We start from the raw sequence: 14,625 nt of genomic DNA, 5'->3' as shown, positions 1-14,625 counted from the left end.
AAAAAATGATGCTAAGAAGCTTTGAGCCATAGGTTGGTTTTTGAACAGCCCAGGCAGGATGAACCCCACTTTATTGTGAAATGATGTAAAGTATTAATTACACCAATGAACAAAAACATGTACACAGCACTTGAAATGAACGTCTTTTTTTTACAAAATGCGTTATTCAATAAGATATAAAACGTAACTTGTCATATACAAAAGCGTTAATAACTATAACAAATCACTGTAAAGAAAATAATACATGAAGAAATCAAAAGTACTAGGCAGCACCTTGATCATTGCCGGGACGACCATTGGAGCAGGAATGCTCGCTCTACCACTGGCTTCTGCTGGAATAGGGTTTTCGTCATCACTGATTATTATGTTTGCACTTTGGGCATTGATGTCATACACAGCTCTATTAATGGTTGAGTTACACCAACATGCGGATTCAAGTGCTACTCTGCACACTCTTGCTAAACAGTTTTTGGGAAGTAAAGGTAAATGGGTAGCCAGTTTCTCTATGCTTTTTCTCTTTTACTCTTTATGCGCAGCCTACATAGCCGGAGGTGGTGTTCAATTTGGTCAACGCCTAGCTTATTTTACGGGTTTTGAGTTAAGCGGTACTTCATCGACAATTTTATTTACCTTTATCGTAGCTTCAGTGGTAACCATTGGTACAAGCACCGTAGATAAGGTAAACCGAGTCCTATTTGCTGTTAAGCTGATCGCTATGGCGACAGCACTTAGCTTTCTTGCACCAAACGTTACTGAATCTTATCTCCTCAGTATGCCAATAGAGCAAGGCTTAATTGTGGCTGCGATACCGGTTATTTTTACCTCTTTTGGCTTCCATGGCAGCATTCCTGCGATCGTCAATTACCTAGATGGCAACACGCCATCACTTCGAAAAGCCATCATCATAGGCTCTTCAATTCCTTTAATCGTTTATGTTTTTTGGCAAATCGTAACCTTAGGGGTTGTCAGCCAAGATACATTAATAGAGAACCAAGGCTTAAGTGGACTTATTGCGACCTTATCAACCAAAGTTCATGAGTCAAACCTAAGCCAGACTATTGGTGTGTTTGCAGATCTTGCTCTATTGACTTCATTCTTGGGTGTTAGCTTAGGCTTATTCGAGTTTTTGGGCGACACCTTCAACAAAAAGAAAGAGTCATCCAACCGCGTTATCATAGGCGCAATAACCTTCTTGCCACCTATGGGGTTCGCTCTGTTTTACCCACAAGGCTTTATTATGGCCTTGGGTTACGCTGCCATATCTCTCGCGGTACTCGCCATTTTTCTTCCTGTATTGATGGTTAAAAAAGCCCGTGTGAGTCAAAACAATCAGGAAACATATCAGGTTATTGGCGGTAATCTAGGACTGATGATTAGTGGGTCAGTCGGATTAGTGATAATTACCGCTCAAATCCTAATTACTACTGGCGTTCTCCCCTCTTTGGGCTAGCCCAATAATCTCAATCAAATACAGGCAGCCTTAGGTTGCCTTTTTTGTACCCTATGACTCGTATTGTTAAAAAGTCATATTAAATGCAATTTTTTCTTGCCCTGACCTTTCTTATTAGTCAAAGACAAAGTATTCGAAGAGGTTGATATGAAAGTTAAGTCGAAGATAGTCCTTTCTGCCCTTGCTCTAACGGCAGCCCTAGCGTCATTTTTAGGCGCTGCTAAAACGGAAGTAAACACTAAAAGTGCTTCTGATTATGAAATAGCGACTCTAGCGGGAGGCTGCTTCTGGTGCACTGAGTCTGATCTAGAAAAGCTTGATGGTGTTATCGATGTAGTGTCCGGCTACTCAGGTGGTGAGCTGGAAAATCCGACATACAAACAGGTATCTTCTGGTAAATCAGGGCATATTGAAGTCATTGAAGTGAAATTTGACCCAAACACTGTCAGCTACGAACAAGTGCTCGATCAGTTCTTTCGTCATATAGACCCAACAGACAACAAAGGGTCCTTTGTTGACCGAGGCCCTCAATATCGCCCAGCGATTTTTTATCATAACGATGAGCAAAAGCAGACTGCGAGAGATTTTATGGATGAAATTGAAAGCCTTGGAATCTTTAAAAAACCACTCAAAACGGAATTGATCAAGTTCTCTAAATTCTGGCCAGCAGAGGCCTACCACCAAGACTATTACAAACATAACAAAATTCGTTATAACTACTATCGCTATGCATCAGGGCGAGATCAGTATCTAAATGATATCTTTGGTGATGACAGAGAGAAAAACCCTAAAACACTGCGTCAATTGATTGATGAACATAACGCCGTTGCCAACGTGAAGCCGTATAAGAAACCATCGGATAAAGAAATTAAAGACAAGCTAACCAGTCTGCAGTACTACGTAACACAGAAAGAAGGTACTGAGAAAGCGTTCAATAATAAATATTGGGATAACAAACAAGAAGGCATCTACGTTGATATAGTCTCTGGCGAGCCGCTATTCTCTTCAACTGATAAATACAAATCAGGTACAGGGTGGCCGAGCTTTACCAAACCGATTAACGAGGGATATATAGTGACTAAAACCGATTACTACCTTGTTTACCCAAGGACCGAGGTTCGAAGCCGCTTTGCGGACTCTCATTTAGGTCACGTATTTAAAGACGGCCCTGCCCCAACAGGATTGCGTTATTGTATGAACTCAGCAGCAATGAAGTTCATTCCCAAGGAAGAATTAGAGCAACAAGGTTATGGCGAGTACCTGTATTTATTTGATAGCTAAAAGATAATTTTTTAAAGAATAAGCCAAGCCATCCGATTTAGGGTGGCTTAATTTTTCTTTATGATAGAATTATAAATTCTATACATTGGCTATATAGTGAGTTGTAATCTTTTTTGAAAATGAGCGTTCTTTTTGTTAGGAACAAGGAGAATCTTATGTATATTCAATCACACTGCACCCTTTATTTTTTTTGCTTAAGTGCTTTTTCTCTCAATGTGGCAGCACAAGAAGACCAAAATAATGATTTTGGCTTTATCGGATTAAGTGGTGCTTTTGGCGAGTCCGTTTTTTCAAACGATCAAAAAGGTAGTTTTTCTGTTGAACCCAATCTTTTCTATAACGGCGAATATGGTTTTATTGATGGTAGCTTAGTCAACGTTTCCGTTTTGCCATATGTAGGATTAACGGGTCATTGGCGGTTTGCCGAGGTTGACTCTCAATTTGATGACATTCCAAATGGCATCCAAGATCGTGATGGAAACGGAGAGCTTGGCATAACACTGGGTAGTGTAGGAGCTAGACTGACCTATCTTCATGACGTGACCACTGAGCACAATGGCTATGAAGTACAACTTCATCTTGGTAAAACCCTACCATTACCTTTCGATGCGTTTTCATTAACGCCCTATTTTGAAGTCGACTATAGAGACAAAAAGCTGTCTCGTCATTTATATTCTGTTTCAAATGTAGAGTCTTTGAATTCAAACCTTAAACAATTCGATGCCGATGACACTTGGGTATACCAGACAGGCGTAATTGGCTTATATGACATAAGCTCGCAGTGGATGATTCTGACCAAACTAGAGTTTGAACATCATGATTCAAGCAGCCCTTTGATCCAGAATGATCTCGGTTGGTCTTTCAGTATCGGGATAAGCTACAAATTTACCGATTAGCAGAATTCAGAATATAAGACTTTCGATAAGAAAGTCTTATATTTGTAATGGAACCATTAGCTTGCTGCGGTTACTTCATGACGCGAGCTTTAAAGTTCCGCCCTTTCATCTTTCCGTTTTGAAGCTGTTTGAGGGCTGGCTTTACAAGTTCATGCTCGACCGCAACATATGAAACCATAGGTAAGATTTTTATTTTGCCTATCTTCTTTCCATCCAAACCCGCTTGCTTAGTTAGCGCACCTAAGATATCACCAGCTCGAACTTTTTGTTTTTTGCCGCCCAAAATTTGAATGGTTTGCATCTTGGGGTAGAAAGGTTTTTCAATAGGCTTCTCAGGTAGATTGACTGGTGAAATTTCAATGTCCATATACTCGTCAATTTGAGCAACACGATACGACTCTTTAGTACTAAAAAAGCTAAATGCCATACCTTTCGCCCCTGCACGCCCTGTTCTTCCAATGCGATGGACATGAACCTCTGGATCACGAGACAACTCATAGTTAAATACCGCGTCTAAGTTATCGACATCCAGACCTCGAGCTGCCACATCCGTTGCAACTAAAATTGAGATACTCTTATTGGCGAACATGGTCAGCGCTTGTTCACGGTCACGTTGCTCCATATCACCGTGAAGTTCTGTGACACTAAAGCCCCGATAATTCAGTTCATCGGTGACATTTTGAACTTCTTTTTTGGTATTACAAAACACGACTGAAGACTCAGGTTTATGGGTCAAAAGCAAAGCTTCAAGTGCTTCATCACGTTCTTTTAGCGTCTCAAGTAGAAAAAATTGCTGTTCAATAGTGCTTAGCTGATGAGTTGACTCAACTTTAACCATTTGTGGTTCTTGCATTACTTTTGATGCTAACGTCTCAATATTGGCGGGAAAAGTAGCACTAAACAATAGCGTCTGTCTTGTTTTAGGAGCTTGTGCAGTAATCGCATCAATGGCCTCTTCAAAGCCCATTTCTAACATTCTATCAGCTTCATCCAACACTAGAGTGTTAAGCTCATCTAAATTGATACGACCTTTTGATAAATGATCAAGTATTCGCCCTGGGGTGCCCACCAATATATGGGCTCCATGTTCAAGAGAACCAATTTGTGGGCCCATGGGCATCCCGCCACATAAAGTTAATACTTTGATATTATGGATTCCACGAGCAAGCATGCGAATTTCTTGAGCGACTTGGTCGGCTAATTCCCGAGTTGGGCACAACACCAATGACTGAACGCGAAAGCGTTTTACCTTAAGATTACTGAGTAACCCCAAAGAAAAAGTCGCCGTTTTTCCCGAACCAGTTTTACCCTGCCCTATGACATCTTTCCCCTGTAATACAATAGGTAATGCTTGCTGTTGAATCGGTGTCATTTCAAAATAATTTAAACTATCTAGTGTCTCAATCAATTCAGTTTTTAGGTTAAGACTCTTAAATGTGTTGGTCATAGAAAAACCTTTAAGAATGGTCAGGCCTTTTGTTGGCGCTAACCGTAAAAAGCAAAAAACCGCTTCATACAAGAAGCGGCTCATAAAATCGTTGGCTCAACTTAATGCCTAGCGTATCCCATGCAAAAACTCATGTCTTGTTGCAGGATTGCTCTTGAAAATACCACCGAGGGCTGTAGTCGTAGTTTCACTAGTTGCATCCATGACTCCGCGTGATTTAACGCAGTAGTGAGTGGCATCAATAGTCACAGCAACATCATCAGATTCGAGCAAAGTTTGCAGAGCAACCAAGATCTGCTGGGTCATTCGCTCTTGGACCTGAGGGCGCTGAGCGAAAAACCTCACAATACGGTTAATCTTAGATAAGCCGATTATTTTTCCTCGGGGAATATAGGCAACGGTCGCCAGTCCGTCTATGGTAACGAGGTGGTGCTCGCACGTACTGGTCACTGTGATACCTTTAACACGTACCATTTCACTCATGTCCATTTTGTTCTCAATGACAGTGATTTTAGGAAAATTAGAATAATCCAGACCAGAGAAAATTTCATCGACATACATTTTGGCGATTCGATGTGGTGTTTCTTCAAGACTATCGTCTGTAAGGTCGAGTTCCAATAGAGTAAGAATTTCACGCATATGATGCTGAATTTTTTCTTTTTTCTCTTCTCGGTTCATTTGATTTGGCAACATCGGCGTCTCTAACCCACGGTTCTCTAGCGCTTCTTTTACCAATTTTGCAGATTCACTCAGACCTGACATCCTACTTCCTCTCAAAGTTTGTTTGCCGTTTTAACATCAACCTATGGTATCTGTTGTTCCAAAAAGTCACTCAATCTGAGTGGCTACGAACCTCACCCTAATGGGTAAGATTTTGGTAAAGACAGGATACTCGTATTTTTGCACAATTACACCCATATTTTATCAATGGCTTTTATTGTAGCCACCATTATCTATGGTACGATAATCATTAACGACATTAGTAACAAAACAACGATAATATAGAGGCGATACGATGGGTTGCTGTGACGCGCCTGGCTTAATGCCAATCAATGATGCGATATCTAAGATGCTAGCATCAATTAAACCAGTTCAAACAAACTTACCACTCCCGTTGCTCGATGCGATTGGCCATGTGCTCGCAGAAGATATTAACTCTCCCATTTTCGTCCCACCTTTTGCAAATTCTGCCATGGATGGATTTGCTGTACGCATCGAGGATTTAGGTAAAAACATAGCCTTACCTGTGGCCGGTACATCTTATGCTGGGCAACCTTTTGACGGGACTTGGCCGAAAAATACCTGTGTGAGAATTATGACCGGAGCCCCAGTTCCTAAGGGTTGTGACGCCGTCATTATGCAGGAAAAAGTACAAGTGACAGACCAAGGCGCTATCTTTGAGACATCGAACATCCAGCCACAAAGCAATATTCGACCAAAAGGAGACGATATAAAACAGGGTGACTTGGTTTTGCCCAAAGGCGCTCGATTGACAGCTCGAGATATCCCAATGATTGCATCTTTGGGCATTAGCCATGTTAATGTTTTTCGAAAGCCACGCGTTGCTTTTTTCTCTACCGGTGACGAATTAGTCTCATTGGGTGAACCTCTCCAATCAGGGCAAATATATGATAGCAATCGCTATGGTATAAAACCTTTAATTGAAAACTTCGGTTGTGAGGCCATAGATCTCGGTATTATTCCTGACAGTCCTAGCGAGCTAAAGTCTACTTTTGAAAAGGCCCAAGCATTAGCTGATGTTGTCGTGACTTCTGGTGGCGTCAGTGTTGGTGAAGCAGACTACACAAAGCAGATATTAGCAGAAATCGGAAATATTGATTTTTGGAAACTAGCGATCAAGCCAGGTAAGCCATTCGCTTTCGGCTCTTTAGCAGACGCATGGTTCTGCGGACTTCCAGGAAATCCGGTGTCGGCGGTCGTCACTATGTACGTTTTGGTTCAACCTCTGCTAGCAAAATTAGCTGGACATTCTCAATGGAAAGCACCTGAATCGATACCGGCTGAGTCGCGCTCTTCCTTTAGAAAAGTTCCCGGACGCACAGATTACCAAAGAGCCATATATAGTATTGAAAATGGTCAATTCTTTGTTGAAAGTACGGGCAATCAAAGTTCAGGAGCATTCCGTTCTATGAGTCTCGCCAATTGCTTTGCAGTACTTGAGCAAGATCGTGGGCATGTTGAAATAGGTGACACTGTCAACATTCAACTGTTTAATCCTTCACTCTATTAGGAATTGATTTGACCATTCTCTCTGATCAAGAAATGCTGCGCTATAATCGCCAAATTACTCTTAAAAGCTTTGATTTTGAGGGGCAAGAAGCGCTAAAGCAAAGCAAAATACTTATTATTGGCCTTGGCGGTCTAGGGTGTGCTGCTAGCCAGTATTTAGCCGCCGCCGGCATCGGTAGCTTAACGCTTATTGATGACGATGTGGTTGAATTATCTAACCTTCATCGGCAAGTCTTACATCAAGACAGTAACCAAGGGCAATACAAAGTGAACTCTGCAACTGAGTCGCTCAAACAATTGAATCCTCACCTAAATATTCACTCCATAGCCAAGCGATTAGATGAACCAGATTTAGAGTATGAGGTTAGCCAGCATACATTGGTCCTTGATTGTTCTGACAACCTTGATACTCGAAACCAGCTCAACCGAATTTGTTACAAACTCAAAATCCCCCTCGTATCTGGCGCAGCGATAAGAATGGAAGGACAGATAAGTGTCTTTACCTATAAGGATGAACGTCAGCCATGTTATCAATGTCTCAGCTCTCTATTTGGAGACACTAATTTGAGCTGCGTGGAGTCAGGCGTCATGTCGCCTATCGTCGGTATTATCGGTACAATACAAGCACTAGAAGCAATCAAACTTATCGCGAATTTTGGTCAACCCAAAGAAGGCATGTTGTTACTTATGGATGGCATGACCATGTCATGGCAAGAACTGAAAGTATCCAAACAAAGTAACTGCATTGTATGTAGTTAATTTCTTTAAACGGCCAAAACACAAGCTCACCAAGTGTAAATAAGGAAATTTATGTCACCCATTATCACACCAAAACAGTTAAACCAACTGCGTAATACTGGAAAGCTCTCTATCCTCGACGCAAGTATTGATTTCCAAGTCCCATCGACCCCTAAAAATGACAAAGTAAACATTATCCCAGGTGCCATTCGTTTCGATTACGATAAAGTCTTTTGTGATATTAATTCATCCCTTCCGCACATGATGCCCACGGAAGAGCGCTTTAATACGCTTGCATGCGACTTAGGATTAAATCAAGACTCTATTATCGTTGTGTACGACAACAGCGGGACCTTCGCTTCACCGCGAGCTTGGTGGATGTTTAAAGCAATGGGACATAAAGAAGTGTATATACTCGATGGCGGCCTAACAGAATGGAAAAACTCAGGTCTCGAAACAACGACTTCTTATCAGAAGATTTCATTAAAAGGTAATTTTAATGGTCAACTAAACTCCAATTATTTTGTCGACTCTAATTTTGTGTTGAGCCATATAGATGACTCAACTTGCCAAATCGTTGATGCTCGTTCTCATGAGCGCTTTAACGCAAAAGTTGATGAGCCAAGAGTGGGCTTACGATCCGGACATATCCCTAACTCCATATGTCAGCCATTTCTTGAGTTAATAGATGGGCATAAGCTCAAATCACCCACAGAGCTAAAACAAATCTTGTCTACCTCACTTGATCAAGCAAAAACAAAGTATATATTTAGCTGTGGTTCTGGTGTCACCGCCGCTATTGTTTTAGTTGCCGCTCAAATTGCAGGTTACCATGACTTATTGGTATACGATGGCTCTTGGACAGAATGGGGAGCAAATTCCGATTTGCCCATTGAGAGCTAGAAATCATAGCCTTATACCAGCCTAACTTCCCAATTAGGGATAAATCTATTATTCTGCCATAGTCCAAACTTGGACCTTACAACTATTCTCAGGGCGGGGTGAAACTCCCCACCGGCGGTAAATCTCATCGAGATGAGCCCGCGAGCGCTCGATGTTTCGAGGTCAGCAGATCTGGTGAGAAACCAGAGCCGACGGTTATAGTCCGGATGAAAGAGAATAAGAGCCAACACTAACTCTGACATATTGGAGTGCCTATGATGGCTCTTGTATCACATCGCCTTGATTCAGGTTAACTATCTAGGAGTCACCATGAATCAGATTCAGTTCATACTTCGAATTGCATATTTCATAGCTTTCAAGCTTGTTCTATCAACCATAGCTACCAAGCTTTGTCAGAGCCTCTATACCTTCATAAAAATCAAATCGGAGCAGCACTAATGTTTACTGGAATTATTTCCTCAATCGCCGTTATTCAGGACATAGAGGACCATAATGGTATCCGTACTTTCGACATTGAGTTTGAACAAGGCTTTTGCAATGACCTTGATATAGGAGCAAGTGTAGCTGTCGATGGTGTTTGCTTAACCGTCACCAAGCTGCTCTCGCCCATTAAAGCCTCATTTGATGTGATGCTGCCAAGTATTCAGCTCACCACTCTTGGAAGCTGCAATGCAGGCACAAAGGTAAATGTGGAGCGAGCAGCGAAAGATGGGGCAGAAATTGGAGGTCATCCTCTTTCAGGCCATGTTGATGACAAAACTAAGGTCGCTGAAATTGAAGCAATAGAAGATAATTACCGCCTTAGGCTTGAGCTTCCACCATCACTTAAGCCCTATATTTTCCCTAAAGGATACATTGCGATAAATGGTGCTAGCCTTACAGTTTCTGAAGTCGATAAATCAAGCAATTGGTTTGAGGTTTGGCTTATCCCTGAAACTCGCCGCCAAACGACATTTGAAGAAAAAGATCTTGGAGATTATGTCAATATTGAAATTGAGCGAGGGACTCAAGTGGTGGTCGATACTATCAGAAACACATTAACTGATGCTCTAGGGCCGCTTTTGCCTGAATTTGAACGCTATTTAACGACTAAAAATAGCAGTATTGATTCCCTGACGAGTAACACAGTCAGGCATATTTCTAAAAAATAAACTCACCAAAAATAAAAAGCGCCAACATTACTGCTGGCGCTTAAGTTCACTATCGATAGCATTACTGTTGCTATCGATACAGACCTATATCTTTTTGAATATGACCAGACATATCACCTGCGTAGTACGTATGAGGAGTATTGTCTGTAAAAAGAATATCGAATAGGTGTGCAATCAATCCTTTGAATGAAACCGTATAGGTTTTTTTGTCCATAGAGATAGGTGCTTCAATAGTTCCGATGTGCATTGCTTGAGCCATGATTTCCTCTCTATAAATTAGTTAACTTGTTTCGTTGCGTGAATATTAGCCAATAATTTGCTGTTCAAAAAATGACAAATTTTCAACTTTGGCATTAGTTTTTCTAATGAAACAAGGCATTAACATTAAGTAAAAATAAAATGCACTAAAACTGCAAAATTATGAAGATAAATATAGACCTTATGCATAGAATATTTCTCTATCAGCTCGGTGGAATATCTGTTCACATTTTGTTTACATAAGATATTTTAGCTTTAGTTAATCGATACTTACTGATGAATGAAGCGTTTGCGAATAGTGATTTTAAAATCACCGAAGCGTTACAGCCTGATGACAGAATCATGACATGACTATTACAACTCAAGCGCCGCTATTTAAGTGTTTTTGGAGCAAGAAAATGGAATAGATATATTTATCTACTTCTAAGTGGGAAGTGCTAAAGAAATGCCGCATTAGATAAAAACAGAACAGAGACTAAACGGTTTGCAGGGAGTACCTCCCCACAAACTAACCTTTGGCATTTATATGCCGCCAGACGGGATGAAGTAAACCAGCGCTGACCAAACTCCTACCCAGCTGACTACAACCACGATATCGAACCAATTTCTCTTTAGCATAGGTCCCCCAAGTTAACATTAGCTCAATGTATAACTAGCAACCTTTGTGCCACCAATTTTGCTGTGTCAGTTGAGCTTCATTGAGCTCATTTGGATTATCTTTGAGTAGTTCAATAAAGCAATCCGTCATGGACCAATCTGTAACAATTTCTTCTCCGTCCATATTCAATAAGGCATCGAATCCTTCCTTGCCTTTCATTGTATAAGCTGAGGATGTACCTAAATAATATTTATTATTATCAATTAGTTGCCAGCCTTCCATTGGAGTGTATATTTGAAGTTCAACAATTCTCTTCCCCATCGGTGCTTGGCTTAAATATTTAAAATTAAGGTTGTGTGTATATGGATAAGAACCATCACCAGTCCCCTTAACTCCATTACTCAGCGCATTGTTTATTGCCCCTTCGAGTGCCGCGGCAATATCCTTCCCTTTCACTTTATAAACGCCAACAGGGACGGCAAATGGGAGCAGTTTTCCGGCAATATCAGCAACGGAAACATTACCTTGGTGCAGAGAGTTCCTTACTCCCCCTGCGTTATGAATAGCGAAGTCCACACTATAGCCAAGCTTACTCATTGAATAAGCAAAAGACTTAGCAACAATAGGTGCCAATTCACTTGCACCAAGTTCATCCGGAACTCTGACATGACGCATTGGTCGACCTGCCACCGCAATGATTTGGTTCTGCAATTCTCGAACTCGAGGTAAGTATCTATTATTCAAAATCGCCTGAACATTGAGATCTTTCTTACAAACAATCACATTAGGGTGATTGTCAATAAATTGACGAGCAAGATTATATGGCGCTTGATCCGTTGCATTCGTCATGCTGGCGTCCAAGAAGATGCGCCGACCAAGTAAGAGTTCGTTTTTTCCGGTAAAGTTAGTAACTTTACCTTCCTCATCAAAGTCAATATCACAATGTCCCATGCTAAGGGAGTGGTAACCTGCTTGAACAATGTAAGTATCATTAACGACCATTCCATAGTCATCGTCTTTTTTAAGCCCTAAAGTGCTGAAGTCACCTTGCAAACGATGGCTATGCCCACCAACGATAATACTTATCCCATCGACCTTTTCGGCCAAATCAAAGTCGGCTTCATAGCCCATATGACTGAGTAAAATTATTTTGTTGATTCCCTGAGATTTAATTGCCTCAACCGTATTTTTCGCTGTTTGTATTGAATCAGTAAAGGGCGTGTCATGGTCAGGGTTGGATATATCGGACATTTTATCAATCGCTAACGAGAAGATAGCGATGGGCTCTCCCTGAGCATGCTTTATAATCCAACTGGCCGTTCGAGTTTTAGGATCAAATGAATGCACATTCTCACTATGTCGTAGCCTGTATGCTTTGTCTTGCATTTCTCCAGAAAGATCCCAATTGCCCGCGAGTAAAGGAAAATTAATTTGCTTTACAAATTTGGCGACAGGCAGGTTACCCATGTCTAATTCATGATTGCCCAAAGCCATAGCGTCAAGGTCAAGTGCATTAAGCATTTCTGCATTCGCCTCTCCCTTAAACAAAGTGAAATACAAAGTGCCCTGAAAGCAGTCACCCGCATGAAGAAACACCATTTCTCTGGAATCACAAAGAGTGGATTCTAGCTGCTTTTTTCGAGTAACGATTCTGGCAAAGCCCCCTGCGCTAACATAGGGTGATAAATCTTGGTTTGGCAAACTAATCGATAATTGAAGTGAGGTAGGTTCGAAATGTGAATGGGTATCATTTATGTGCACAAGTCTAATTTTTGACATCTTATTCTTTTTATATTTCATATTTATCTCTCATTTTCGCACACATAATACATGGACACTTATGACAAATTCATTAACTTTCATGTTTTTATTGGTTTACAAAATACATATGGCTAGATTAAGGGGATAAATATTTTTAACTTTGTGAACTAACCTTCTGCTTCATAGAGCTTTTTCTATTATGCTCATAAGAAGGATAGCTCACTTGGGATCGGTTAATGCTTCTAGAGCGGATAGAAATTTCCGGCTTTCGTGGAATCAAGCGACTTTCCATCGCATTTGAAGAACTCACTACCCTTATTGGAGAAAATACCTGGGGTAAATCATCACTACTGGATGCTCTTGCGGTTGCACTACCACCTAAAGGCACACCTTATCAGTTCGAAATGGCGGACTTTCACGTCGATTACTCCGTTGCTCATCCTCAAACACAACATCTACAAATTGTATTGAGTCTAGTTTCTACTGACAAAAAAGAAATAAATTCCGGTCGTTACCGAAAAGTCAGGCCTGTATGGATTCAAAACGCTCAAGGGACAAATAAAATCATTTATTGTTTGAGTGCGAGTCGAAATGGGCATGAAGTAAAAACGCGATACTCATTTCTGGATAACCAAGGGAACACACTTCCATTACATCACTCAGAAAAACTTGCTCAAGAACTGATGACCCTTCACCCTGTCATAAGACTGAAAGATTCTCGCCGATTTGAAAGGCCTATAAGCTTTAACGGTGATGATAATGACCGAATCGAAAAGCGAATCAACAATACATGTCGGCGCTTGATGGCAGTTCCCGGCCACGTAAATAAGGGCGAGATGAAAAGCAGCTTAAATTCGATGAATGTATTGGTTGAGCACTATTTTTCATTCAAATCCAACACGCGTAAAAACCTTCGCAAGCAGAGAGATGGCATTTTCTTTAACAGCTCACCGAACAACAAAAGTATTTCTCAAGTTGTCGAAGAAACTCAAAGCAAACAAACTAGGTTATTGTTTATGGGTTTGCTTAACGCTTACTTGCAAGCAAAAGGGCCAAATAAGTTGCGTCGATGTGCTAGACCATTACTGATTCTTGAAGATCCCGAAGGTCGACTTCACCCGACCCACTTAGCCCGAGCTTGGAGCCTGCTTCAATTATTACCAATGCAAAAAATACTTACTACCAATAGCGGTGACCTACTCGGACAAGTCCCCCTTAACAGTATCCGCCGTTTGGTAAGGCAGTCTGATAGAACCATTACCACTTATCTTCCCGCTCAGGGTTTCTCCAAAGATGAACTTAGACGAATTGGATTCCACATAAGATTCCATCGCTCTGGTGCACTTTTCGCTAGGTGCTGGCTTCTAGTAGAAGGAGAAACAGAGGTTTGGTTATTCAATGAGCTTGCCAATCAGTGCGGTTACAACCTCGCAGCTGAAGGTGTACAAATTATCGAGTTCGCACAGTCAGGGTTAAAATCCTTGGTGAAAATCGCAAAAGCATTTGGAATTGATTGGCATGTGGTCACGGATGGTGATGCCGCAGGTAAAAAATACGCTTCCGCAGTTAGAGCGCAGTTAGACAATGATCAAGAGAGGCATCGCTTAACAGAACTGCCAGATCGAGATATTGAACATTATTTATATAACAATGGTTTCGAGGCGTTTTTTAAAGATATGGTCCGTATACCTTTAGATCATCCAATTCCACCCAAAAAAGTGGTCACCCGAGTTCTGAAAAAATTTGCGAAACCTGACCTTGCACTTGCTATTGTTTCATATTGCGAAACGAAAGGGATGGATTGCATACCATTATTGATTAGGTGGACTTTAAAACGTGTTGTCACGATGGCGAACGGAAATACATAGAATTATGCCTCTGACAAAATAATC

12 protein-coding genes and 1 riboswitch are annotated in these 14,625 nt (G+C 41.1%); of the genes, 8 read left to right on the top strand and 4 right to left on the bottom strand.

Going from position 1 to position 14,625, the window contains the following annotated elements; genetic code table 11:
- The first annotated feature begins 244 nt into the window (after positions 1-244).
- The 3 genes from MHN79_RS14855 to MHN79_RS14845 all read left to right on the top strand — a co-directional run bounded on the left by MHN79_RS14855 (position 245) and on the right by MHN79_RS14845 (position 3,627).
- On the top strand, positions 245-1,450 hold the full coding sequence (locus tag MHN79_RS14855) for an aromatic amino acid transport family protein (RefSeq protein WP_239173519.1): 1,206 nt from the start codon (positions 245-247) through the stop codon (positions 1,448-1,450).
- 147 nt (positions 1,451-1,597) lie between these two features.
- Positions 1,598-2,731 (top strand): peptide-methionine (R)-S-oxide reductase MsrB, encoded by a 1,134-nt coding sequence (gene msrB, locus MHN79_RS14850; RefSeq protein ID WP_239173518.1) that lies wholly within the window; start codon positions 1,598-1,600, stop codon positions 2,729-2,731.
- A 155-nt stretch (positions 2,732-2,886) separates the two neighbouring features.
- On the top strand, positions 2,887-3,627 hold the full coding sequence (locus tag MHN79_RS14845; RefSeq protein WP_239173517.1) for a MipA/OmpV family protein: 741 nt from the start codon (positions 2,887-2,889) through the stop codon (positions 3,625-3,627).
- A gap of 70 nt (positions 3,628-3,697) precedes the next feature.
- Here MHN79_RS14845 and dbpA read toward each other — a convergent pair whose 3' ends face one another.
- Together dbpA and folE are read right to left on the bottom strand one after the other, a co-directional pair.
- A complete protein-coding gene (gene dbpA / locus MHN79_RS14840; RefSeq protein ID WP_239173516.1) occupies positions 3,698-5,074 on the bottom strand; it encodes an ATP-dependent RNA helicase DbpA in 1,377 nt (458 codons plus the stop codon).
- A gap of 108 nt (positions 5,075-5,182) precedes the next feature.
- Positions 5,183-5,836, bottom strand: a complete 654-nt coding sequence (gene folE / locus MHN79_RS14835; RefSeq protein WP_152431986.1) for a GTP cyclohydrolase I FolE — start codon at positions 5,834-5,836, stop codon at positions 5,183-5,185.
- 253 nt (positions 5,837-6,089) lie between these two features.
- Between folE and moeA the strand changes: the two genes are divergently transcribed.
- The 4 genes from moeA (at position 6,090) to MHN79_RS14815 (ending at position 10,116) form a co-directional block, all read left to right on the top strand.
- Entirely contained in the window at positions 6,090-7,325 is a 1,236-nt protein-coding gene (gene moeA / locus MHN79_RS14830; RefSeq protein WP_239173515.1) for a molybdopterin molybdotransferase MoeA, read from the top strand.
- A gap of 8 nt (positions 7,326-7,333) precedes the next feature.
- Entirely contained in the window at positions 7,334-8,083 is a 750-nt protein-coding gene (gene moeB / locus MHN79_RS14825; RefSeq protein ID WP_239173514.1) for a molybdopterin-synthase adenylyltransferase MoeB, read from the top strand.
- 51 nt (positions 8,084-8,134) lie between these two features.
- Complete coding sequence (locus tag MHN79_RS14820; protein ID WP_239173513.1) at positions 8,135-8,965, top strand: sulfurtransferase; 831 nt, start codon at positions 8,135-8,137, stop codon at positions 8,963-8,965.
- Between the two features lie 80 nt (positions 8,966-9,045).
- A riboswitch (FMN riboswitch) is annotated at positions 9,046-9,187 on the top strand.
- Positions 9,188-9,402: 215 nt separating this feature from the next.
- A complete protein-coding gene (locus tag MHN79_RS14815; RefSeq protein ID WP_239173512.1) occupies positions 9,403-10,116 on the top strand; it encodes a riboflavin synthase subunit alpha in 714 nt (237 codons plus the stop codon).
- A gap of 70 nt (positions 10,117-10,186) precedes the next feature.
- Here MHN79_RS14815 and MHN79_RS14810 read toward each other — a convergent pair whose 3' ends face one another.
- Entirely contained in the window at positions 10,187-10,375 is a 189-nt protein-coding gene (locus MHN79_RS14810) for a hypothetical protein (RefSeq protein WP_114786377.1), read from the bottom strand.
- Between the two features lie 651 nt (positions 10,376-11,026).
- Positions 11,027-12,772, bottom strand: coding sequence for a bifunctional UDP-sugar hydrolase/5'-nucleotidase (locus MHN79_RS14805; protein ID WP_239173511.1), 1,746 nt, complete (start codon positions 12,770-12,772; stop codon positions 11,027-11,029).
- A 197-nt stretch (positions 12,773-12,969) separates the two neighbouring features.
- On the opposite strand from MHN79_RS14805, the gene MHN79_RS14800 reads away from it, so the two are divergent.
- Positions 12,970-14,601 carry an ATP-dependent endonuclease gene (locus MHN79_RS14800; protein WP_239173510.1) on the top strand — a complete coding sequence of 544 codons (1,632 nt, stop codon included), beginning with the start codon at positions 12,970-12,972 and terminating at the stop codon, positions 14,599-14,601.
- The last annotated feature ends 24 nt before the right edge of the window (positions 14,602-14,625 follow it).

The organism is Vibrio sp. Of14-4 (genome assembly GCF_022347625.1).
In the GTDB taxonomy this organism is placed as follows: Bacteria; Pseudomonadota; Gammaproteobacteria; order Enterobacterales; family Vibrionaceae; genus Vibrio; species Vibrio pristinus.
Note: the sequence above shows the minus strand (reverse complement) of the source record. Positions and strands in the feature narration are given on the sequence as shown.

What these genes read in the sequence shown, in the direction of transcription:
- MHN79_RS14855 (WP_239173519.1), top strand. Translation starts at nt 245, where the DNA reads ATGAAGAAATCAAAAGTACTAGGCAGCACCTTGATCATTGCCGGGACG.
- folE (WP_152431986.1), bottom strand. Translation starts at nt 5,836, where the DNA reads ATGTCAGGTCTGAGTGAATCTGCAAAATTGGTAAAAGAAGCGCTAGAG.
- MHN79_RS14815 (WP_239173512.1), top strand. Translation starts at nt 9,403, where the DNA reads ATGTTTACTGGAATTATTTCCTCAATCGCCGTTATTCAGGACATAGAG.
- MHN79_RS14805 (WP_239173511.1), bottom strand. Translation starts at nt 12,772, where the DNA reads ATGAAATATAAAAAGAATAAGATGTCAAAAATTAGACTTGTGCACATA.
- MHN79_RS14810 (WP_114786377.1), bottom strand. Translation starts at nt 10,375, where the DNA reads ATGGCTCAAGCAATGCACATCGGAACTATTGAAGCACCTATCTCTATG.
- MHN79_RS14800 (WP_239173510.1), top strand. Translation starts at nt 12,970, where the DNA reads ATGCTTCTAGAGCGGATAGAAATTTCCGGCTTTCGTGGAATCAAGCGA.
- MHN79_RS14845 (WP_239173517.1), top strand. Translation starts at nt 2,887, where the DNA reads ATGTATATTCAATCACACTGCACCCTTTATTTTTTTTGCTTAAGTGCT.
- moeA (WP_239173515.1), top strand. Translation starts at nt 6,090, where the DNA reads ATGGGTTGCTGTGACGCGCCTGGCTTAATGCCAATCAATGATGCGATA.
- dbpA (WP_239173516.1), bottom strand. Translation starts at nt 5,074, where the DNA reads ATGACCAACACATTTAAGAGTCTTAACCTAAAAACTGAATTGATTGAG.
- msrB (WP_239173518.1), top strand. Translation starts at nt 1,598, where the DNA reads ATGAAAGTTAAGTCGAAGATAGTCCTTTCTGCCCTTGCTCTAACGGCA.
- MHN79_RS14820 (WP_239173513.1), top strand. Translation starts at nt 8,135, where the DNA reads ATGTCACCCATTATCACACCAAAACAGTTAAACCAACTGCGTAATACT.